The 22,255-nt window shown below is 53.5% G+C and carries 20 protein-coding genes and 1 pseudogene; 17 read left to right on the forward strand and 4 right to left on the reverse strand.

The window, feature by feature from the left end; genetic code table 11:
* The first annotated feature begins 11 nt into the window (after nt 1-11).
* From ppdK to B9T62_RS08470, 3 genes are all read left to right on the forward strand, one after another.
* The gene (gene ppdK, locus B9T62_RS08460; protein ID WP_087914850.1) at nt 12-2,705 is read left to right on the forward strand and encodes a pyruvate, phosphate dikinase; all 2,694 of its coding nucleotides are present in this window, start codon (nt 12-14) and stop codon (nt 2,703-2,705) included.
* A gap of 34 nt (nt 2,706-2,739) precedes the next feature.
* A complete protein-coding gene (locus B9T62_RS08465) occupies nt 2,740-3,534 on the forward strand; it encodes a pyruvate, water dikinase regulatory protein (RefSeq protein ID WP_087920195.1) in 795 nt (264 codons plus the stop codon).
* A gap of 216 nt (nt 3,535-3,750) precedes the next feature.
* On the forward strand, nt 3,751-4,389 hold the full coding sequence (locus B9T62_RS08470; RefSeq protein WP_087914851.1) for a hypothetical protein: 639 nt from the start codon (nt 3,751-3,753) through the stop codon (nt 4,387-4,389).
* A gap of 73 nt (nt 4,390-4,462) precedes the next feature.
* On the opposite strand, the gene B9T62_RS38850 is transcribed toward B9T62_RS08470, so the two are convergent.
* Together B9T62_RS38850 and B9T62_RS08475 are read right to left on the reverse strand one after the other, a co-directional pair.
* A complete protein-coding gene (locus B9T62_RS38850; RefSeq protein WP_157685517.1) occupies nt 4,463-4,744 on the reverse strand; it encodes a hypothetical protein in 282 nt (93 codons plus the stop codon).
* Nucleotides 4,745-5,765: 1,021 nt separating this feature from the next.
* A complete protein-coding gene (locus tag B9T62_RS08475; RefSeq protein ID WP_245864397.1) occupies nt 5,766-6,644 on the reverse strand; it encodes an alpha/beta hydrolase in 879 nt (292 codons plus the stop codon).
* Nucleotides 6,645-6,954: 310 nt separating this feature from the next.
* Here B9T62_RS08475 and B9T62_RS08480 point away from each other — a divergent pair, with 310 nt between their 5' ends.
* Together B9T62_RS08480 and B9T62_RS08485 are read left to right on the forward strand one after the other, a co-directional pair.
* Nucleotides 6,955-8,547 (forward strand): sensor domain-containing diguanylate cyclase, encoded by a 1,593-nt coding sequence (locus tag B9T62_RS08480; RefSeq protein WP_087914852.1) that lies wholly within the window; start codon nt 6,955-6,957, stop codon nt 8,545-8,547.
* Nucleotides 8,548-8,641: 94 nt separating this feature from the next.
* Nucleotides 8,642-9,170: pseudogene (locus B9T62_RS08485) on the forward strand (cupin domain-containing protein); the annotation flags it as partial.
* Between the two features lie 552 nt (nt 9,171-9,722).
* On the opposite strand, the gene B9T62_RS08490 reads toward B9T62_RS08485, so the two are convergent.
* A complete protein-coding gene (locus B9T62_RS08490) occupies nt 9,723-10,715 on the reverse strand; it encodes an acrylyl-CoA reductase family protein (protein WP_087914853.1) in 993 nt (330 codons plus the stop codon).
* Between the two features lie 136 nt (nt 10,716-10,851).
* Between B9T62_RS08490 and B9T62_RS08495 the strand changes: the two genes are divergently transcribed.
* The 12 genes from B9T62_RS08495 (at nt 10,852) to B9T62_RS08550 (ending at nt 20,351) form a co-directional block, all read left to right on the forward strand.
* Nucleotides 10,852-11,448, forward strand: coding sequence for a TetR/AcrR family transcriptional regulator (locus B9T62_RS08495; RefSeq protein ID WP_087914854.1), 597 nt, complete (start codon nt 10,852-10,854; stop codon nt 11,446-11,448).
* Nucleotides 11,449-11,735: 287 nt separating this feature from the next.
* Nucleotides 11,736-13,169, forward strand: coding sequence for an NAD-dependent malic enzyme (locus B9T62_RS08500; RefSeq protein ID WP_087914855.1), 1,434 nt, complete (start codon nt 11,736-11,738; stop codon nt 13,167-13,169).
* A gap of 50 nt (nt 13,170-13,219) precedes the next feature.
* Nucleotides 13,220-13,435: a cupin domain-containing protein gene (locus B9T62_RS40595; RefSeq protein WP_245864398.1), complete on the forward strand. Its 216-nt coding sequence runs from the start codon at nt 13,220-13,222 to the stop codon at nt 13,433-13,435.
* Nucleotides 13,432-13,608 carry a hypothetical protein gene (locus B9T62_RS40600; protein ID WP_245864399.1) on the forward strand — a complete coding sequence of 59 codons (177 nt, stop codon included), beginning with the start codon at nt 13,432-13,434 and terminating at the stop codon, nt 13,606-13,608. The genes B9T62_RS40595 and B9T62_RS40600 overlap by 4 nt, the downstream gene beginning before the upstream one ends.
* A gap of 728 nt (nt 13,609-14,336) precedes the next feature.
* Nucleotides 14,337-14,882: an AAA family ATPase gene (locus B9T62_RS08510; RefSeq protein ID WP_087914856.1), complete on the forward strand. Its 546-nt coding sequence runs from the start codon at nt 14,337-14,339 to the stop codon at nt 14,880-14,882.
* A 40-nt stretch (nt 14,883-14,922) separates the two neighbouring features.
* A complete protein-coding gene (locus B9T62_RS08515) occupies nt 14,923-15,411 on the forward strand; it encodes a hypothetical protein (protein ID WP_087914857.1) in 489 nt (162 codons plus the stop codon).
* A gap of 48 nt (nt 15,412-15,459) precedes the next feature.
* Nucleotides 15,460-15,975: a histidine phosphatase family protein gene (locus B9T62_RS08520; RefSeq protein ID WP_245864400.1), complete on the forward strand. Its 516-nt coding sequence runs from the start codon at nt 15,460-15,462 to the stop codon at nt 15,973-15,975.
* Nucleotides 15,976-15,981: 6 nt separating this feature from the next.
* The gene (locus B9T62_RS08525) at nt 15,982-16,419 is read left to right on the forward strand and encodes a GNAT family N-acetyltransferase (RefSeq protein WP_087914859.1); all 438 of its coding nucleotides are present in this window, start codon (nt 15,982-15,984) and stop codon (nt 16,417-16,419) included.
* A 524-nt stretch (nt 16,420-16,943) separates the two neighbouring features.
* Nucleotides 16,944-17,135: a sensor histidine kinase gene (locus B9T62_RS08535; protein ID WP_087914861.1), complete on the forward strand. Its 192-nt coding sequence runs from the start codon at nt 16,944-16,946 to the stop codon at nt 17,133-17,135.
* A gap of 81 nt (nt 17,136-17,216) precedes the next feature.
* Nucleotides 17,217-18,512, forward strand: coding sequence for an ABC transporter substrate-binding protein (locus B9T62_RS08540; protein WP_087914862.1), 1,296 nt, complete (start codon nt 17,217-17,219; stop codon nt 18,510-18,512).
* A gap of 107 nt (nt 18,513-18,619) precedes the next feature.
* Nucleotides 18,620-19,534, forward strand: a complete 915-nt coding sequence (locus tag B9T62_RS08545; protein ID WP_087914863.1) for a carbohydrate ABC transporter permease — start codon at nt 18,620-18,622, stop codon at nt 19,532-19,534.
* Nucleotides 19,527-20,351, forward strand: coding sequence for a carbohydrate ABC transporter permease (locus tag B9T62_RS08550; RefSeq protein WP_087914864.1), 825 nt, complete (start codon nt 19,527-19,529; stop codon nt 20,349-20,351). The genes B9T62_RS08545 and B9T62_RS08550 overlap by 8 nt, the downstream gene beginning before the upstream one ends.
* Nucleotides 20,352-20,358: 7 nt before the next feature.
* Here B9T62_RS08550 and B9T62_RS08555 read toward each other — a convergent pair whose 3' ends face one another.
* The gene (locus B9T62_RS08555) at nt 20,359-22,041 is read right to left on the reverse strand and encodes an ABC transporter substrate-binding protein (RefSeq protein WP_087914865.1); all 1,683 of its coding nucleotides are present in this window, start codon (nt 22,039-22,041) and stop codon (nt 20,359-20,361) included.
* Nucleotides 22,042-22,255: the final 214 nt, after the last annotated feature.

Genomic DNA, 22,255 nt, shown 5'->3' on the forward strand with positions numbered 1-22,255 from the left:
AGGGGCAGCCTATGAGCGCAGTGAAAAGAGTATATCGTTTTGAAGAGGGAAATTGCGACATGGGGACATTGCTTGGAGGCAAAGGCGCCAATCTGGCAGAAATGACACGGCTGGGCTTACCAATTCCTCCAGGCTTCACCCTGACAACAGAGGTGTGCCGGGCGTTCCATCAAGCAGGCGGCCAGCTTACAGACGATATATTTGCGGAGATTTGTGCTGCCTTGAAGGTTTTGGAGACCAGCAAACAAACGTTTTTTGGTGATGAAGACAATCCGCTGCTGGTGTCTGTGCGCTCCGGCTCGGTATCGTCGATGCCCGGGATGATGGATACCATCCTGAATCTGGGCTTGAATGACTTCACGATCCAGGGTCTCGCCAAGCAGACGGGCAACGAAGGTTTCGCCTATGATTGCTACCGCAGATTCATTCAGATGTTCGGTGAGATTGTGCTAGGGATACCCGCTCTGCATTTCGACAAGCATCTGGAACAGCTCAAGGAGCAGAAGGGCCGGGAGAACGACCAGGAGGTCACGGCCGAGGAATGGAAGCAGTTGGTGCTGCGATACCACTGGCTTGTGGAAGAGCAGAGCGGCAAGGCGTTTCCACAGGATGTGTACGTACAGCTCAGAATGGCGGTCTGTGCCGTACTGCGCAGCTGGAACAATACCCGGGCGAAGGTGTACCGGAAGCTGTACCAGATCCCGGATGAGCAGGGGACAGCGGTCAACGTGCAGGCTATGGTCTTCGGCAACAAGGGGGATAACTGCGGAACGGGAGTGCTGTTCACGCGCAATCCTTCCAGTGGAGCCAAAGAGCTGTACGGCGAATATCTGATCAATGCCCAAGGTGAGGATGTGGTGGCTGGCGTGCGTACGCCGCGCAGTCTGAGTGAGCTGGGTGAAGAAATGCCGGAGGTGTATGCGGAGCTGAGCCGGGTTGCCGGGCAACTGGAACAACATTACAGAGATATGCAGGATGTAGAGTTCACTGTGGAGAACGGGAAGTTGTTCCTGCTGCAGACCCGCAGCGGCAAACGGACAGCGCAGGCGGCTGTCAACATCGCCGTTGCTCTGGTGGAGGAAGGTCTGATTACGAAGCAGGAGGCGGTCAGCCGAATCGAAGCCGGGCATCTGGATCAATTGCTGCACCGTTCCATCGAAGGACCGGAGGGTCTCAGAGTGATTGCGGCCGGACTGCCCGCTTCTCCGGGGGCGGCGACCGGCGCTGTGGTGCTGGATGCCGATACGGCCGAGGAATGGGCCAAGGCCGGTACCAGAACCATTCTCGTCAGCTCCGAAACCTCGCCGGAGGATATCCATGGCATCCTAGCCGCCGAAGGGGTGCTTACCAGCCGGGGCGGTATGACCAGCCATGCCGCTGTTGTAGCGAGAGGCATGGGCAAGCCGTGCATCTGCGGCTGTGACGGGCTGGCCATCGACCGTGAGCAAGGGACCATTACCCTCGGCGAGCATACGCTGCGCCAAGGGGATGTGATCTCCCTTGACGGCACCTCCGGCCAGGTATACCTGGGCAGCGTTTCGCTCAGCGATCCGGTCGTTTCGCCCGGACTGCTGAAGCTGCTGCAATACGCCGACGAGTTCCGTGAGCTGTCGATCTACACCAATGCCGATACTCCGGCAGACGCTGCCAAGGCGCGGGAATGGGGGGCGGAGGGGATCGGGCTGTGCCGGACGGAGCATATGTTCTTCTCCGATACGCGGCTGCCTATTGTACAGGCGATGATTCTGGCGGAGACCAAGGAAGAGCGAATTCATCAGCTGGGCAAAATTCTGCCGATGCAGCAATCCGATTTCGAGGAGATGTTCCGGGTGATGCATGGCTTGCCCGTAACGATTCGTCTGCTGGACCCGCCGCTCCATGAATTCCTGCCTAACCTCGAGCAGATCGTGGAACAATACCGTGCTGCAGTGGCGGAGGGCAGCGATAAGGAAGAGGTGCAGCGGCTGAAGCGGCTCATGGCCAAGGTACGTTCGCTCCAGGAGAGCAACCCGATGCTGGGTCTGCGCGGCTGCCGCCTCGGGTTGATGTTCCCGGAAATTTACGATATGCAGATTGAAGCGATTTTTCGCGCGGCGGCAACGGTGGTCCGCGAACGACTGGAGGTACGTCCCGAGATCATGATTCCGCTTGTCGGCCATCCCGATGAACTGAAGGCGATGCGGGCGCTGGTGGATGAGGTTGCCAGCCAGGTCCTGTCGGAAGAGATGAAGCATTTCAAATATCGGGTCGGTACAATGATTGAAGTGCCAAGAGCGGCAATAGTCGCCGATGCCATTGCGGAACATGCCGATTTCTTCTCCTTCGGCACCAATGATCTGACACAGATGACCTTCGGCTACAGTCGTGATGATGCGGAAGGCAAATTCCTGAACGGGTATCTGGAGAAACGGGTTCTTCAGGATAATCCATTCCAGGTGCTGGATGAAGAAGGCGTGGGTGTATTGATCCAGTGGGCTGTGGATAAAGGCAAAGCCCGCAAGTTCTTCCTGAAGACCGGACTGTGCGGCGAGCATGGAGGCGATATGCGCTCGATTTCATTCTGCCAGCAGATTGGGCTGGACTACGTCAGCTGTTCCCCGTACCGGATTCCGTATGCCCGGATTTCGGCAGCCAAGGCGGCACTGATTTGGCCTCGTAGAAAGCAGGCATTTGCCAGCTTGCCGGAGGAGAGTCCATCGCTGTAAATTGTCGGGCTATACGGTGAGAGGGGTTATCAGGGTGACGGAGAAGCATGTATTTATCTGCTCGGATTCAATTGGAGAGACGGCAGAAGCGGTGGCCGGTGCAGCGATCCGGCAATTTAATCTGGAAACGGTGGCGGTCCGGCCATTTCGGCGGATAACTAGCGTGCGGGAGATAGCTGACATCGTTGAACTGGCGCATAGGCAGCAGTCGGTTATCGTGTACACCCTCGTCCAGCAGGAACTGCGCGAGGCCATCGCCAGGCACAGCCTGAAGCTGGGCGTTGCGATCGTAGACGTGATGGGTCCTGTCATTACCGCGTTCAGCCAATCATTCCATCATGTTCCGCTTCAGCAGCCAGGGCGTCATAACGATCTGGATGACCATTATTACCGCCGGATTGAAGCGATCGAATTCGCGGTTAAATATGACGACGGGCGGGACGGGCGCGGGATTGGCCTAGCCGACCTGGTGCTCGTCGGCGTCTCGCGCACCTCCAAGACGCCGCTCAGCATGTATATGGCTTACAAGGGCATCAAGGTAGCCAACTGCCCCTTGACCCCGGAAGTCCCGCCGCCGCCCGAGCTGCTGCAGGTTCCGCGCAATCGGATCTTCGGCTTGACAATGGATATGGAGGCGCTGATCAAGATCCGTACCGAACGGCTCCGCGCGCTGGGGCTGACAACCAGTGCAGGGTATGCTTCCGAGCTGCAGGTGCTGGAGGAATACAGCTACGCCGAGGAGCTGATGAAGAAGCTAGGCTGCAAGATTATAGACGTCACGAACCAATCCATTGAGGAGTCCGCCGGACTAATCCTGGATTGCTTGTGAGAGGCTGTCTGCAGAAGAGGACCGCTATGCGGTCCTCTTCTGCATATATAAGAAAGTTAACACCTGAATCTTTATCCTTCTATTTCCCGCAGAAACGGTTGTCGTCCCTAAAAGGACGGCAAAGCCGTTTCTACTTGTGTCTTATACATAATTTTCATCGGTTAAGGGAAGAATTGCGTGGTAAGCCAGGTTATTCCTTAAAGGAGGATGGATTGTTTGTTTGGAGTTAACAAGAAGAGATGGACCGCGGGCTTGCTGGCCGTGATGCTGCTGCACCCCGGTATGGCATCAGCTGCGGCAACCCGAGATATTATACAGACGGTAACAGCGGTGACGTACAAAACGGCTGTGAATGCGCCATTCTCCGAGAAGATGGAGCCTGGGCTGAGTCTTCCGGTCAGCGCCATGCCAAGAAAGGCAACGGAGTCGAAGCGGATGATTCTGACTGCGGCCAGCGAGGCTGCGGAGCTGTATGCCTATGGCCTGCAGCAGCGTAATGCTTCCATCCAGTATGTGGTATTCTCCAAAGCCTTCAAGAAGCAGATGTATCCACGCTTCATGGAGCTGAACTGGAATACGGGCGGCTCCAGTCCTTGGATCACCGGCTGGAAGGTAGAGAAGGAGGTCGCAGCCGGGAGCGGAACCAAGCTGCTGGAGCTGAAGCTGACGACCGCCACCTCCGGCGGTCCCGAAGCGCCCGTGCTGCTGACCCTCCGGCTTGTGCTGGAGCATGGCAGCTGGGCTGTTGATGGTGCGGCCACGGACCGCGAGCTGCCGCGCAGCGGCCTGCCGGTGAAGCCGCAAGGCGTGCTGCTGCGGCACGGTTCCGCGCAGCCGGGCGGAGCCGCGTCCTGACGCCGCGGCCGCCGGGCCTTGCGGGTGTGGGCGCAGCCTACCCGCGTGCGTTGGCGGTGCGCCGCTGCTGCTATCAGCGGCGCTCGCGGGGGCGCTGCGCTGCTGACGCTGGCAGCGCTAGTCCGGCTCCGGCGTGCGCAGCACCGCCGGAGGGACAACGAAGAGCAGGGGGAACAGTGGGTTCACTGTTCCGCCCTGCTCTTTTTGCAGTGGCGGCGGCAATAGCACCGACGCCTGTGAACACTCGCGTAACACTGATGTTACGCTGACTTAAGGCAGTCGTTACGCCGGTTAGGGCTGGCGATGACGCTTGAAGATTACCCTCTGCACTCTGAATCAACAATTTAAGTAACATTAAGCATGTCGCCCGGACATTCGGAGTAAATAGATGCGAAAGTGGTTACTACTTAGAGCCCCTTTGTGTTCCATGTGTTACTCGTCCGAGCCAGTCATACCACACCGCGCGACAAGGAGGCTGAGCATAACCAAAGGAAGGCTGTCGCCGGTAACCAGCGATTAACTTTCAGACTATTAACGGACTCAGGAGCCCCTATTTGCTGTAAAAAGGCTGTTTTGCAGCTCTAACGGACTCAGGAGCCCCTATTCAAGCCGAAACCCACTAGGTAAGGCCTGTTTTTCCGATATAGAGGCTATGCGGTCCGTTACATTCCAAACCAGCGCAGAAATGAGGAAATAGGAGCTATACGGAGGCTGTCGATTCATTGTGGATAAATCAAAAATGCAGTTGAGCAACCCCAAAATCTCCTCTCAGAGACGCTCAGATCCATTTTCTGATGGAAATTTTCGTTTTCCAACACAAAAATCGATTTGAGAGAACCAAGTTTACAGTTGTCCACAATGAATCGACACGCTCATACGGTCCGTTAGGACGTAGGTTACCTGAAGTTCCGGGTGGGGGAGGGTTTGGATTACGCTAGTGCAATCCCTAACCTTCTATATCCTCGCAGGGTCCTAAGTAGTAACCGAAAGTGCAACTAATTTCAGCCGAATCGTGAGCTAACGAGTGATTAAGTGCGAATCTGCAACTAATTTTGAGTGAAATTAGCATCTAGCGCTCAAAGCCCCAAATTAGATGCGTTTTTGCATCTATTCGCCTCAAAATGGAGGAAATTCGCCAATTAGATGCATTTTCGCATCTAAATTAATGGTTCGAAACTTAGGAAGCCATCGCGAAGTTTGATGTTATCGGCATACGCAGACTCATCATTCGCGCTCCATGCCAGCCGCCACGCAGACTCATCACCCGCCGAGCCCACAGACTTACCCGCCGCGCCGCCACCCAGTCAGTTCAGACGGAAGCAACTCGCCAATCCGTTCAACGTCAGTCTGCGTTAAACGGCAGATGAGTTGCAACACTAGTCCCGCGAGGCCTGAACGATCAGCTCAGCCAGCCGTTTGGGCTCTTTATGCGCGGTGGTCATGTGGTCGCCGTGCCCGGCAATGTACCGGTAGGCCCCCAGATGGGCGGACTGCGAAGGGTGGTAGCCGAAGGGAGTCTGTGGCAGGGCAGTATCCTCGGTCAGGAAAAGATAGCTTTTGGGAATATCCAGGCTGTAGAATTTCTTCAGGTCAAGCTTCTGGAAGGCTGGACCTGCAGGCTCGGGAATGACATAAGTATAGTAGTCCTGAGCTTCGGCAAGGGTAGCGGTGTTGACAAAAGCTTCACGGAACAGCGGGAACGGCAGGCTAATCGTGTTGTTGCCGGAAGACTTCCGCAGCTGCTCAAAGGATTCCCTCACCGGTGCTGCAAACTGGTCAGCCACACTCTGTCCGTCCAACGGCACAAAGGCATCGAAGAAGACCAGCCGTCTGATTCGGTCCGGGAGCTGCTCGGCGGTTTTTTGCACAATGCTTCCTCCAAAGCTGTGTCCCAGCAGTACCACATCCTTCAGCTTCTTCCGGTTCATGTAATCCACTACAGATCGGGTCATCTGCTCATGGGTAACACTGCCAAGCTGCGTCGAACCAACTCCGCCATGGCCGGCGTACTCCGGTGTGTAGACCTCGTGCCCCATTAAGCGCAGCTCGGCGGCTGTTTCCTTCCAGAAACCGGCATCGACCCAGGAACCGTGGATAAGCACAAACATAAGCGGTTTCTCGATGGCCGCAGATTTCGGTGGGGTGGCTGCTTCGGCTCGGGCCATTGAGTTCATAGGGGTGAAGCCAATGAGGGAGAAGAACATCAAACTGGTCATGATCCATATCCATAGCAGACTCTGGCGAAAATGCTTCATCTTGGGCATCCTCCTGAGGTTTGGTTGCACCTGATTTTTATCCTTCTATTTCCCGCAGAAACGGACGTCCCCCCTCTTTCAGAGGAAGGTGAAACCGTTACTACTCTATCTATAAGATTGCCCCAAAGAGGGCGGGTTTACTCGGAGACCATTAAATGGAACTAAAGGACGTTCCTTCCTAGTGATTGTGTCTAACAATCGTTTATAATGGAGACTGAAAATGCAGGTTGCTGTCGGATTTCTTCGCATTTTGTTGTGAATTCTTCAATTTAAGCGGACTGCGTGTTTTTTGGTAGATAGGGGGTAGATCATGCCGGATCACAAATATAGACAAACACGGCAGAAACACAAAATTAGCCTCACCACATTGTTAACGGGCCTGGTCTCACTGGTAGTCCTTCTGACATCCACGATACTGCTTATCGCTTCTTATGAATCCAAGAAACAATCCTTGATCGAAACAACGCTTCATCTGAATTCCTTTAATGCCCACAAATTAAGTCAGACGATGGATTCGCTGTTTATTTCCATGCGCAGCAGTCTGGAGTTTAGCGCCCGGACGTTTTCCAGCATGGAGCAGATGGATTCAGATGTAGTTAGCCGGGAACTGGAGCTGATGCGCAACAGCAGCAATTATTTTAATTCGGTGGTCCTCGTTGAAAAAGGCGGGCTTGTGCTGCATTCGGCACCAGAGTCACTGAATATGTCGGGCAAATATATCGTTTCTCCCACCGCCCTCGACGCGCTGAAGCTGCAGAAGCCTTATGTCTCGGAGCCTTACACAACCTCCAGCACCGGGAGAATGATCGTGTTTATGAGTCAGCCGGTATTTAATACGGAAGGAATGTATGTCGGACTTATTGGAGGCTCGTTCTATCTTCAGCAGGATAATGTCCTAAGCATGGCTTTTGGGGCGAATGCGATTGATGATTCCGGCTCCTATTATTATATCGTCGACTCCAAGGGTCATCTGCTGTTTCATCCGGACAAAAAGCGGATCGGAGATGATATCAGCGGGAATAGCATTGTTCAGAAGCTCATGAGAGGAGAGAGCGGACAGGCGCAGGCATTTAATTTGCAATCCGTCAATCTGCTGGCAGGTTATGCCCATGTGCCGTCCAATGGCTGGGGCGTGGTGGTGGTCTCTCCGAGCAGTGTTATCTTCGACCAATTGTACCAGTATTTGCGAATGACGTTCATGTACACACTGATCCCGTTTGTGCTGCTGCTGTTTGGCGTTATTTATGTTTCGCATCGGCTGGCGCAGCCTTTTGTCTACCTGGCAGATCTGGTCAGCAAGTTTAGTACGGAAAAAATAGAGCTGCCTGAGCCTAAATCCCACTGGAACAGAGAGGCCGAGCTGCTGACCCAAGCTATTTTTCTTGCCTATAACAATATACAGAAGCAGACGGAATCCCTCACCCAGGAAGCTATGACCGACCCGTTGACTGGTCTGGACAACCGCAGAATGCTGGAGCAGAAGCTGCAGGAGTGGATTGCCGCTGAGCTGTCCTTCTCGCTGATTGTGGTGGATGTGGATAAATTCAAGTTCGTTAATGATACCTATGGCCATCTGACCGGGGACGAGGTGCTGAAGCATGTGGCCGCGATTATCTCCGCTTCGGTCCGTCCAAGCGATATCTGCTGCCGCTATGGGGGCGAAGAATTTGTCCTGCTGCTGTTAAACACCCGCACACCTGAAGCCCTGACCGTTGCCGAGCGAATTCGTGTGGGTCTGGAGGAGAGCCGGGTACCGACAGGCTCGCGGATTACGGTATCGCAGGGGATTGCGCATTACCCGTCACAAGCTGGATCAGGCGCGGAGCTGCTGCAGCGTGCAGACGAGGCGCTATATGAGGCCAAGAACCGCGGGCGCAACCGGACGGTGGTCTCTGGTGAATAAACTCTGCTTTTTGTGTGCACCTGGGCATAGGCATATGCATACTCTACTGTTAAGAAGTGCAGAACGTTTGCACAGCAGAAGGGCAGGAATTGAAATGACCGCATACATGGATTACACATCACCCGATGTAGAGTTTACTTACGATTTAAGCAACAAAACACTGTTTAGAAAAGATGCCTGCAACTACATCAATCTGTTGTCCGTGAAGCAGCTGAATACGCTCAAAGGAACTTCGCTGCTTGATATTTTTCTGAGCAAAAGCAATGTCGTAGAACCTCATTATCACCAGAATGCCGCCGAACTGGTCTATTGCATCTGCGGGGAAGCCGTGGTCTCTCTGATTAATCCGTTCACCAATGAGCTGCTGCATTTCCCGATTTGTCCCGGCCAGGTGGCCAATGTGCCGCAAGGCTGGTGGCATTATGAGACAGCGACGGTGGATAATACCCATCTGCTGGCGATCTTTGATGCCCCGGTACCGGAAGTGATCCTCGGCTCGGATCTGCTGAGCCTGACGCCGTCCAAAGTGCTGGCCCATACGTATTGTCTGAACGAAGCCAAGCTCAAAGAAGCGCTCGCGCCTATCCAGCCTGGAACCTTCATTGGTCCTCCGGCGGACTGCTGTCCGCCAGGGCAGGTTCAAGCAGCCGCAACACCTAACATGAAGGAAAACAGCTATCATGGAATGCCAATGGGCAATGGAATGCCGCTGCCGAATATGATGCCTATGTCCGGCAATATGCCGCCGAACAACATGATGCCTATATCCGGCAATATGCCGCCGAACAACATGATGCCTATGTCCGGCAATATGCCGCCGAACAATATGATGCCTATGTCCGGTAATATGCCGCCGAACAATATGATGCCTATATCCGGCAATATGCCGTCGATGCCTTATGGCTATCATCAATACCCGATGCCCGTATATCCGATGGGGATGGGTTATCCCCGTGGCTTCCAGCCGCAGCCGTATGTCCTGCCGCAGTTCGTCGACGTTTCAGAGGCAGCTGGCAAGGAATAGACTCTTGCTAAGAATGCAAGCAGAGTTCTCAACTTCCTGATGAAAAAGGGCGCGCCAATATTCACTCGAAAACACCCCTCCGGAAACTTCCGGAGGGGTGTTCCTTATATTGTTGCTGCTTAGGTCCAGGTATTAGTGCTTTGGGGGCTTCTTAGAACAAGCGGACAAGCACGCGCCCGATTGTCTTCGACTGGAGAATGTCGCCCAGTGCTTCCGGCAGCGATTCCAGCGTAACCTCACGGTCTACCAGCTGCTCCAGATTGGCCGGCTTCAGATCAGCGCCCATCCGCTTCCAGATCAGCTGGCGGATGTCTGCCGGACACATCACGGAATCAATGCCCAGCAGATTGACCCCGCGCAGAATGAACGGAAGCACGGTAGCGGGCACGCTGGTGCCTGCGGTCAGGCCGCTGGCAGCAACCGAACCCTTGTACCTAAGCCTGCTCAGAATGGAAGCCAGCGGGCTGCCACCCACAGAATCCACTGCCGCCTGCCACAGCTGCTTGTCCAGCGGCTTGCCTGTGCCGAGCACATCCTCGCGGGAGATAACCTCGGATGCCCCAAGCCCCTCCAGATAAGCGACTGCGTCTGCCTGGCCCGTACTGGCAACCACCTGGTAACCTTGGCCTGCGAGCATGGCAATTGCCGCTCCACCCACTCCACCCGTCGCTCCGGTAACAAGCACCTTGCCTTTATCCTTATCCAGTCCATGCTGCTCCAGCTCATGGATGGACAAGGCGGCGGTGAAGCCTGCCGTACCATAGATCATTGCTTCTCTTGCCGTCAGACCTGCCGGCATCGGGATCACCCAATCCGCAGGGATGCGGGCGTATTGGCTGTAACCGCCAAAATGGCTTACGCCGATGCCGTTGCCCGAAGCAATGACCTGGTCGCCTTCGCGGAACCGCTCATCCGTCGAGGATACCACCTCTCCTGCCAGATCGACCCCGGGGATAAACGGGTAGCTCTTGAGGATTTTGCCGTCAGGAATGGCTGCCAGTCCATCCTTATAGTTCACACTTGAGTAGGCAACGCGGATCAGCACCTCGCCCTCCGGCAAGTCCTTAAGGGCAACTGGCTTCACCTCAACGGTAAAGCTCTGTTCAGTCTTATTCACCACTAGCGCTTGAAAAGTTTCGGACATGGTATAAGCTCCTTTTATGAATGAATTTATTAAACGGGTTGATATAAGTTCTTTATATATGATTTATTCTGACTGGTCAACTTTTTTATGGCTATGATATAATGTACAGCATCATCCCCATAACAACGGAGGTTCTATGGTACGGTATAAGAAATCAGAAGAGAAACGTAAGCAGATTCTGTATGCTGCCTTTCAGGCGTTATCTGGACAGGGCTACGATGCAGTGACCCTGCAGATGATTGCCGATCATGCACAGGTCAGCAAAGGAGTCGTTCATTATTATTTTGCCAGCAAAGAAGCGGTATTGATTGAACTGCTGGAATGGCTGACCTCCAGAATCTATCTGAAAGAGCATGAAGCTGTCAGAGAGCAGGAGACCGCTGCCGGGAAGCTTGCCGCTTATATTGGCTCGGCGTTTGTCTCCCCGGAGAAGAACCGCGCGTTCTACCGCGTCTACCTGGACTTTCTGGCCCGCGCCAGCCGGATTCCGGCTTACCGGGAGATCAACCAGCGGTTCTACGACAACTGCACCAGCATCAGCACGGAGATTCTTCTTCTTGGCCAGAAGGAAGGGATGGTATCGCCTCACCTGTCAGCGGAGCAGACGGCACCGCAGATCCGTGCTCTTATTGACGGCTGTCTGATCCAATGGCTGATGACGGATGAGGATGCGCTGCATGAGACATACCGGCAGTCCTGTGAAGAGGCGGTCAGGAAGCTGCTGGGTATATAAATAAGGAAGGCAGCTTGCGACGTGGCAGCATTTCCTAACCAGTTATACGAATTACCGTTAGGGTCGAGGTCTGCAGCGGCGGCTGAGCTTCACGTGGCCGGTAAGGTCAAGGAAGAGGTCCTGGCGACGATGAAACAGTATTGGCAGGAGCTTTTTCCAACTATATAAGATTCACTTTCTATATTCAGCTGTTTGAGGGTTGAACTGAAGCTAATCTATGACTTGGGGATAGGTCCGTAGTGTAGTATATTGGAGATAGCTTGTAGCCAAAAAAGGGGGATTCGCTCATGTCAATAGCAACAACGATGATTATCCGGCTGGAAATCCGCAAATCGGTTGCATCCTTCGCGGATGTGGCTTCCGGCATTGCCGCTGCGGGCGGAGATATTGTGGCGATTGACGTGATTCGGGCCGGTAAGGAAGTGACTACACGGGACATCACTGTCAATGTGCAGGATGCCACGAATGAAGAAATTCATCGTATCTTGTCCGCTATGGACGGCATTAAGGTGATTAACGTATCGGATTCCACCTTCCTGGCCCACCTCGGGGGCAAGATTGAGATTATGCCCAAGATGAAGATTAAGAACCGCGAAGACCTCTCACAGGTCTATACTCCCGGCGTAGCCAGGGTGAGCATGGCGATTGCCGAAGATCCTGCCAAAGCCTACTCACTCACCATAAAAAGAAATACGGTAGCCGTCGTTACAGACGGGACAGCTGTGCTTGGTCTTGGCGACATCGGGCCGGAGGCGGCGATGCCGGTGATGGAAGGCAAAGCCATGCTGTTCAAGCAGCTGGCGGGCATTGACGCATTCCCCCTCTGCCTGGATACGAAGGACTCCGAGGAAATCATTCGGATTGTGAAAGCGGTCTCTCCGGGCTTTGGCGGCATTAACCTGGAGGACATCAGCTCGCCCCGCTGCTTCGAGATTGAGCGCAGGCTGGCGGAGGAGCTGGACATTCCCGTGTTCCACGATGACCAGCATGGAACTGCAGTGGTGGCCTTGGCGGGGCTGCTGAACGCGCTGAAGGTAGTCGGCCTTACCCTCGCTGAAGCCAGAATTGTTGTGGTGGGCATAGGCGCTGCCGGTGTCTCCATCTGCAATCTGCTGCTGGCGGCGGGGGCCCGCTGCATTTATGCGGTCGACCGTGAAGGGGTGCTGGTAAGGGAAGCTGCTTACGGGAATCCGGAATGGACCAAGCTGGCTGCACGGACGAATCCCGATAATGTGCAGGGTGGTTTGGCAGAGGTGATGCAGGGAGCGGATGTGTTCATCGGCGTAGCCGGAGGCGGAATTCTGAATGTGGAGCATCTGAAGAGCATGTCGGCGAACAACATCGTGTTCGCGATGGCTAACCCGAACCCGGAGATTGAGCCGGAGCTGGCTGAGCCGCATGTGCGGGTGCTGGCTACAGGGCGGAGCGATTATCCCAACCAGATCAACAATGTGCTCTGTTTCCCCGGTATCTTCCGGGGAGCGCTGGATTGCCGGGCTGCAGTGGTGAATCTGGAGATGAAGCTGGCAGCGGCGAAGGCGATTGCTTCAGTGGTGCTGGAGGAGGAACTGAACGAGCAATATATTATCCCCAGCATATTTAACGACAAAGTGGTCGAACAGGTCCGCCTGGCGGTAATCCGGGCAGCCATGTCTACGGGTGTTGCCCGCCGTGTGCCGCCGGATGTCGCGGGAATCGAACCGCTGATTAAGGAGAATTGAATTGAAATTATATAGTTTTGCCCGGGAAGCAGGCAGAAAAATAAACAAATTTGATTCCGATTTTGGTAATGTCCAGAATTCTGCACACACAGCAGCCGGCCCATCTGGGCGCAATGTTTCTTGAAGCCGGCGGCAGCATTGGCTACCATCAGGCGCCGATACCCCGGCTGCTGCTGATTGTGGCCGGTGAGGGAAAGGTTAAGGGTGCTGAGGAGGTATATTGTCCGGTGCAGGCCGGTGATGCGGTGTTCTGGAAATATAAGTGAGTAGAAACGGATGCCGCCTCTTTCAGAGGACGACGAAGCTGTTTCTTCTTAGCAAGGGAGAGTGGCATGAAACGTTAACAGACTGCTCACTGACCGCCATTGTCGTGGAAAGTGAGTTATTGGACCTGTCGGGGATGGCACTAAAGGAGCCGCTGCATGAAACGGAGGAATAGGAGAGGGATGACATTTGGAGCGAACAGATGCGAAACTGGTTACTACTCAGATCCCTGCGAGGGTATAGAAGGTTTACTTGCGAAGGTTATGGGATCGCGCTACCTTACCCCCCCAAACACTCCCCCCTTCAGGTAACCCACGTCCTAGCGGACCGTATAGCTCCTGTTTCCGCATTCCTGCGATGGTTTGGAGTCTAGCGGACCGCATAGCCTCTATATTGGAAAAACAGGCCCTAACTAGTGGATTTTTGCCTGAATAGAGGCTCCTGAGTCCGTTATACCTGCAAAACAGCCTTTTTACAGCAAATAGAGACTCCTGAGTCCGTTAGTAGTCTGAAATTTAAGTGCAGGTTACTGGCGACGGCCTTCATTTGTTATTCTTAGCCTCCTTGTCGCGCAGTGTTGTATGACAGGCTCGGACGAGTAACACATGGAAAAAAAGGGGGCCCTAAGTAGTAACCGAAACTGCAACTAATTTCAGCCGGATCGTGCGCCAGCGGGCAATTAAGTGCGATAATGCAACTAATTTCGAGTAAATCGAGTCCTTTTCGCTCAAACGCCTGAATTAAGTGCCTTTTGGCAACTATTTGCTCCAAAACGTAAAAAATCGGCTAATTAGATGCACTTTCGCAACTAATTGAATGGCTCGGACTTTATGAAACCACTACGAAGTTAAAACTTCGATATTCTCATCATACGGAGGCCGACCAGAAGAGGAGGGGATTCGCATCTACACCAGGATTCATATCATGGGAGCGTCGGGTGCGGGTACCAGCACGCTGGGCCGGGATCTCTGCCAGGTGCTGCCCCATGCTCATCTCGACACGGACGATTATTTCTGGGAGCATAAATTTACCGTGCAAAGTGATCCGCAGGAACGGCTCCTCAGAATAAAAGCGGATCTGCTGGCGCAAGAGCCGTATATTCTCTCCGGCGCGGTTTGCGGCTGGGGAGATTCGCTAAGGCCGCTGTTTGATCTTGTGATCTTCTTGTGGGTACCGCCGGATGTTCGGCTGGAACGTCTGAGAGCAAGGGAATATGGGCGTTATGGCGATGAGATTCTGCCCGGCGGCGTGCGTTATGAGGCGGAACAAGCTTTTCTGGAATGGGCCTCCTTGTATGACACCGCAGGTCTGGAGGTTAGAAGCAAGGCGCTTCATGAGGATTGGATAACCCGGCTGAATTGTCCGCTGCTGCGCTTGGAAGAGAACCTGACCCCGGCGGAGCGAGTGAAGGCTGTAATGAAATACATAGAAGAGGTCGGAAGAATGTAAGTATAATACTGCATATCAATGATATGGAAGAGGGAGAGTAATGATGAATCGAATGAAGCTTGCCGTCGCATGTGCGGTCCTGCTGGCTGCGCTCAGCCTGTCCGGCTGCAGCGCCGCGTCAGAGACACAGAAGCAAATGTACGGCAGCAATTCAGCCATAGCGGGTTCAGCTGACAGCTATACGTTTGGAGACCGTACGGGAGAAACCAAAGACAACGAAAGTGAGCTGTCCTTCAGTAAATTCTACGGCACGGATTCCATCTGGACGATAGATGCAGACAGTGAAGCAGCTCTAAAAGTAGAATATGATCAGGAAATAGACGGCGGTAAATTGAAGCTGGTGCTGGTCACTCCGGGCCAAGAGGTAGTAACGATAGCCGAAGGCAGCGGCCAAGGCGCCAGCGAGCTGCTGCTTGCAGCCGGTACAAGCACAATCAAGCTTGTTGGCAATCAAGGCAAGGGTTCTGTGAAGCTCCGGCTTGAAGCCGAGGATAAGGATGTGAAATGGACAGCTGTTGGTGAACAATAGCGCCCTATTATGAGGAGCATTGGACTGGTAAGACATTTCAGGGTGGTCGTGCGTAGGCCCAAGCGTGCATGGCTGACCGCAGAGCAGTTTAATGCCTGGATGGATCTGTATGATTATGCGGATATAGAGCCGGCGGATTTTGACCCTAACGGTCAGGAGTGGGACGAGTGTATCAGCAGTGATCTGCCCAGGGCTGCGGCAACGGCAGGGGGAATTTTTTCCGGTACCGTGCGTTATACGGACAAGCTTAGAGAGATCAAGTTTGCCGCAGTGAACCTTCCCGGCGTGAGGCTGCACTACAATCTTTGGCTGCTGCTGGGGCGGCTGGCCTGGTATTTCGGGCACCGCTCGCAGCCTGAAGGCAGACAGGCGACCGAGCACCGTGCTCGAGAGGTGGCCGACCTGCTGCAGACAGAGTATAGTGCCGCCAATGTCCTGACTGTAACCCATGGAGCCTTTATGCAGGTATTGGTTAAGGAGCTTAGGACAAGGGGGTACAAAGGCTCGCGCATTCTGCATCCCCGCAATGGGAAGCTGTATTTATTTCAGTTCGAAGGAGACTAGAAGCCGATGGTTGTCATCAAAAAGATTGATCGGGAATCGCTGCCTGAACTCGCGGAGCTGTATCAAGAGCTGACCCAGCAAACGACGGACTTATCCAAGCTGGAGCAGGCTTTTGCCGATATCCAGGGGGACGGCAGGTACGTCCTATTGGGGGCTTTTGTGGAAGGAGAGCTGTTCGGGTCTTTAATGGGCATAGTGTGCCAGGATCTGGTGGGAGACTGCCGCTCTTTTATGGTGATTGAGAACGTCGTGGTGTCTGTGCGCGCCCGCCGCCAGGGGGTCGGCAGCCTGCTGATGGCCGCCATTGAAGCCAAAGCGCAGGAGCTGGATTGTTATTATATCATTCTGGTATCGGGAGAACGGCGGAAGGAAGCGCATCGGTTCTATGAGCGGATGGGCTACGGGGAGGATAGAGTTCAGGGGTTCAAGAAGTTTATATCCTAAATCAACGGATTCTTAATCGTCAGCTATATGCTATGACAAAGGGGCCTCTCATTGAGAGGTCCCTTTGTCATAGGTAACTTTTACCGCTGCAATGATTCATTTGTCCATTCTGCGAGAGCGCTTTATAATCTGTTCAATCATCGGCACGGATCAGGCGGCAGCGCTGCTGCGGGCAGGGGGAAGCCCCGATTTCGGAGATCAGCAGTATAGTTGCGTGAGCCTGTACATAACCATTCAGGAGATAGACTTTAAGCCTTTTTATGCGAGTTTTGACTGGCCCTGCTTACCCGGCAAATGCCCAAGATTACCCAGCGCAATTTCCATAATTATATCTCCGTAATCGGCAGTTTTGAATTTCAGGAACTTGGACATGCTTATAACTATATGCTGGATGAGATTAATGATGATCAATCAGATTCGGTACGGAGAACGGATACGGGTGAATTTTTTCATCTCGCCGGATTGAATGGATTACCATGTGCCCAAGCAGATGATTCAGCCGTTCATTGAGAATGCCTTCTTTCATGGCTTCACACGCAAAAACAGAGGGAGTTATCCATATTCTAATCTCCAAGGACAGCAGCAGTCTGATCTGCGAGGTAGTTGATAGCGGAGATGGAATGGATACCGGGAACGCCGAGCTGCCGCTGACTGGCATGGGGAATAGAAGCCGGCTGTTCAGCGGTATTGGGATCAACAATGTGCATGAGCGGTGATAAGATAATTCATGCAAACAGGAAACGCTTACAAATCCAATCGTGACACACAGATTACACACAATTAGGGAGGCATAAGAAATGAAAAAAAGCTTGATGCTAGTGCTGGTTTGTATGCTGCTGCTAACCGCCTGCGGTGCGAGTTCGAACAAAAACAACAATGCTGCCAGCGGAAACACCGCCAAGGCCAAGGAAATTACAATTTGGGCTTGGGACCCGGCATTTAATATTGCCGCACTTGAAGTAGCCAAAGCGGAATACGCCAAAACAAACCCTGATGTCAAAATCAATATTGTTGAATACGCCCAGAACGATATTATCCAGAAGCTGAACACCGGACTCAACTCCGGCACGACCAAAGGATTGCCCAATATTGTGTTGATTGAGGATTACCGGGCGCAAGGGTTCCTCCAGTCCTACAAGGATTCGTTCATGGACCTCAGCGGTTCAATCAAAGGTACGGATTTCGCCGATTACAAGAGTGGTCCTACCAGTCTGGACGGCAAGCAATATGGTGTGCCATTCGATTCCGGTGTAACCGGGCTCTATGTCCGTACCGATTATTTGGAGCAGGCGGGCTACAAACTGGCTGATCTGCAGGATATCGACTGGAAGCAATATATTGAGATTGGCAAAAAAGTCAAGGAAACTACAGGCAAAGCACTGATTACGCTTGACCCTAACGACCTCGGTCTGATCCGTATGATGATTCAATCGGCCGGCTCCTGGTATCTGACCGAAGACGGCAAAACCCCGAATATTTCCAATAACGAGGCGCTTAAGCAAGCCTTCGAAATCTATAAAGGTTTGACTGATTCCAATGTGGCCAATGTTCATTCCGACTGGAGCCAGTTCGTGGCTGCTCTGAACAGCGGAGCGGTAGCCTCAGTGCCTACGGGCAACTGGATCACTCCGTCGATCATGGCGGAAGCGTCCCAATCGGGCAAATGGGGCATCGCGCCTCTGCCGACACTTCCGGGGAATGGGGATTCGGTTCATGCCTCCAACCTTGGCGGCAGCTCATGGTATGTCATGAATGTAGACGGCAAGGAAACGGCAGCTGACTTTATGGCGACTACTTTCGGCTCAAACGCCGAGATGTATCAGAAACTGCTTACCGATATCGGCGTCATCGGCACGTTCAAGGCAGCCTCCAGCGGGAAAGCCTACAGCCAGGCCAGCGAATTCTTCGGCGGACAGAAGACGGTATCCGACTTCGCAGCCTGGACAGAGCAGATCCCAAGTGTCAACTACGGTATCCATACCTATGCGATTGAGGATATCCTGATCGTGGAGATGCAGAATTACCTGAATGGCAAAGCGATCGACAAGGTGCTGGGCGATGCCCAGGCCCAGGCCGAGTCGCAGATTAAATAAAGCTTTACTGTGAATGGACCGAACCTTGGGCACAGCTTCGAATCCCGGTGCAAGGGAGCGGAAGACGCTCAAGGTTCATCTTTTCCGGTTAGGTATCATCAATCATCATGAAAGGGGTGGGCGAAGTGAAGCCTGTACGTTCCAGCCTGAACATTCGGCGCAGAAACATATGGACGGGATGGTCGTTCATCTTATTGTCCGTCGTTATGATCTTTATCTTCTATTTCTATCCGATGCTGCAGGCATTAATCATGTCCTTCCAGACCGGGACCGGCAGTAATCTTGAATTCACCGGCCTCAGCAATTACCAGCGCCTGTTCGACGACAATATGTTTATTACCGCCGTTACCAACACCTTCATCTACCTGCTGGTTCAGGTGCCGGTGATGATCCTGCTTGCGCTGTTCATCTCGGTGCTGCTCAATGACAGCAAGCTGAAGTTCAAAGGATTCTTTCGCACGGCAATCTTCCTGCCTTGTGTAACCTCTCTGGTTGCCTATTCGGTAGTGTTCAAATATCTGTTCGCCGGCGATGGACTAGTCAACACGCTGCTGCTCAAGCTGCAGCTGATTGATGCTCCGATTGGCTGGATCACTGATCCGTTCTGGGCCAAGATTACGATTATTATCGCAATCACCTGGCGTTGGACGGGCTACAATATGATTTTTTATCTCTCGGCGCTGCAGAATATTGACGTTTCCATCTATGAAGCGGCCAGGATTGACGGAGCTTCCGCTCCCCGCCAATTCTTCGGAATCACGGTTCCGCTGCTGAAGCCGATCATTCTGTTCACGTCCATCACCTCAACCATCGGAACACTGCAGTTGTTCGATGAGGTCATGAACATTACTAAGGGCGGTCCCGGCAATGCCACGCTCACAATCTCGCAGTACATTTATAACCTGTCGTTTAAATATTCGGCAGATTTCGGCTATGCGGCTACTGTATCCTATTCGATTGTGATTATGATCGTCTTGCTGTCGTTCCTCCAGTTCAAAGTGGCAGGTGATAAAAATGGCTAAGAGCAAACGTTTCTTCACATACCTATTCCTTGGCATCATAGCCTTCGTCTCGATCTTCCCGTTCGCCTGGATGGTAATCAGCGCAACCAATCAATCGGTTGATGTCACCAAGGGAAGGTTGCTGCCCGGCTCTCATCTGCTGGAGAATTTCCGCAATCTGCTGGAAACGACTGATCTGCAGCAGTCCTTGCTGAATTCAGCCAAAATCTCCATTACTACAACGATTCTGGCGCTGCTGATTGCTTCACTTGCCGGCTATGGCTTCGAGGTGTTCCGCAGTCGGACGAAGGATATTGTGTTCAATATTCTGCTGGTGTCGATGATGATCCCGTTCGCGGCGATGATGGTTCCGCTGTACCGTATGTTTGCCAGCATCTCGAACACCGTGCCATGGCTGGGCATTGATACGATGGCTTCAGTCATTCTGCCTACGGTGACAACGGCGTTCCTGATCTTCTTCTTCCGGCAGAGCACGAAGATGTTCCCGAAGGAGCTGCTGGAAGCGGGCCGGATTGACGGACTAAGCGAACTGGGCATCTTCCTGCGGATCTATCTGCCGACAATGAGAACAACCTATGCGGCGGGGGCGATCATCACCTTCATGTCCAGCTGGAACAACTACCTCTGGCCGCTGATTGTGCTGCAGACGCCCGAGACCAAAACAATGCCGCTCCTGATCTCCAATCTCGGCTCCGGGTATGCCCCGGATTACGGGATGATCCTGATTGCCATTGTGATCGGCACACTTCCGACCGCACTGGTGTTCTTCCTGATGCAGAAGCAGTTTGTGGCCGGAATGACCGGTTCGGTGAAGTAGCACAGCCTTACAACTGCGGCGGAAACCAGACATGGCGCAGATCCACCCAGCCCTGGCTGTTGAACGTTACGCCCCGCACCGAAGGCAGGTAGGCCGTACGGGTGGGCTTCTCGTACAGAATATGGAGCAGATGGGCATGGGTCAGGCGGTCTTCTATTCGCTTGAAGTCTGCGGCGCGGGCTGCCGGGTCCGGTTCCCGGGAGATCTGCTGCAGCCAGGCTTCTATGTCTACCCGGGTATGCGGGTCCAGGTGCTGCGAGAGCGTCAGGTACAGATCGAACAGGCGCAGCTGCTCATCCTGGTCACGCAGCAGTGAGAAGACGATCAGGTCGGAGGCCAGGCGGATCGGACCCTTGAATTCCTCGGGAGAGACCGAGACCACCGTACAGCCATAACCTTGGCGCTGCAGCTTGTCTGCAAGGTCGGCAGCGTCGCCTGCATATTGCGGAATTGTAGCAATCTGTAAATGAACCTGAGCCTGTGCTGCAGGAGTCCGCTCAGGGGTGATACGTACCGTCTCATCCTGCAAACTGGATAAGATTTCTGCTCTTAGAAAAGGATCGCTTAGCGGTCCTTTTTTCTTCGTGTTGCAGGTTACAAACTTGCGGACAAAGGACTCGGAATGAATCCGGCTCCAGCCGGATTCCTCCCCGGAGGAGGCATTATGAATCACATGGAAGGCTGAGCCGGCCTCCGATGCTGCTGACCCGCTGTCCAGTGGAACATACATAATCTCCACCCGGTCCAGATGGGCCCGGCCCTGGAAATAATAGGGGAATACCTCGAGCACACAGGTATCCTGATTCATCTCGACCACCTTGAACGGTCCGGTACCTACCGGCCTGCGGCCAAAGGCACTCTCGCCAATGCTCTCCAGCTCGCGCGGCACTATCGCCGCCCGGCTGGTACAGAGGAAGGGCAGAAACAGCTCGCTCTGCTTCGTCAGGATCACGCGGACTGTGGACGGACCCAACTCCTGAACCTCCTGGATTTCCTTGAAGATATAGCTATACAATGTGCGCTGTTCCGTCAGCATCAAGCGCTTGAGAGAATAGACCACATCGCCTGCGGTCAGCACCTTGCCATGGTGGAAGAGCACCTCCTTGCGCAGGTAGAAGGTCCAGACCGTGCGGCTGCTGTCAGTTTCCCAGGCATGGGCAAGGCCGGGCAGGATGGCGCCGGTCTCGCCGCTGCGCCGGACCAGTCCGTCAAAGACATGGCTGGACACAAACGACTCGGCCAACAGATTCATATAGAGCGGATCAAACGTATGCAGCTGCTGGGTAATCGGCAGGCGCAGCGTGTCGTATTGCTTGTCGCTGTGAATCTCGGAATGATGGCCGAAGTAGGTCAGCAGCCAGCCCTGCAGGGTATCCTGCAGGGAGGAGGACCTGGCATGGGTACGGATGCCATCAATCGAGCTTAAGACATCCTTGCGGCTGATTGCCTTCATCATGGACTGCAGGGCAATCTCTTCAGAAGGGACCAGAAACTCCAGCCGGGAGCGCCGTCCCCGCCCGCGGCTGGGTGTCCAGCGAATCCACTGCTGGAGCACCATTTTGTTAATGATATGCAAGGCATTGCGGTGGGTGCAGCCGAGAATGAGCCCCAGCTCATCCAGCGTGGCGGATACGTCGCTTACCCCGCTGTAGTGAGAGTGCAGCTTCAGGAATTGGTTATGCAGCTTCAATGGCGACTTCCTTTCGTAAGTGGAAACGGCTACACCGTCCTTAAGAAGCATATGCTTCCGAAGCAGCGCTACTACGTACCGCTTTCAGGTATCCGTTTCAGCAAGAAATATAAGGAAAAATTATAGCGCAAAGCATATAAACTCTTATATTTTAAAATAGGAAATAATATAATCATTCTTTCTCTTTATCTTCTTATTTTATCATCTAAAATAA

It is taken from the genome of Paenibacillus donghaensis (genome assembly GCF_002192415.1).
Classification (GTDB): domain Bacteria; phylum Bacillota; class Bacilli; order Paenibacillales; family Paenibacillaceae; genus Paenibacillus_AQ; species Paenibacillus_AQ donghaensis.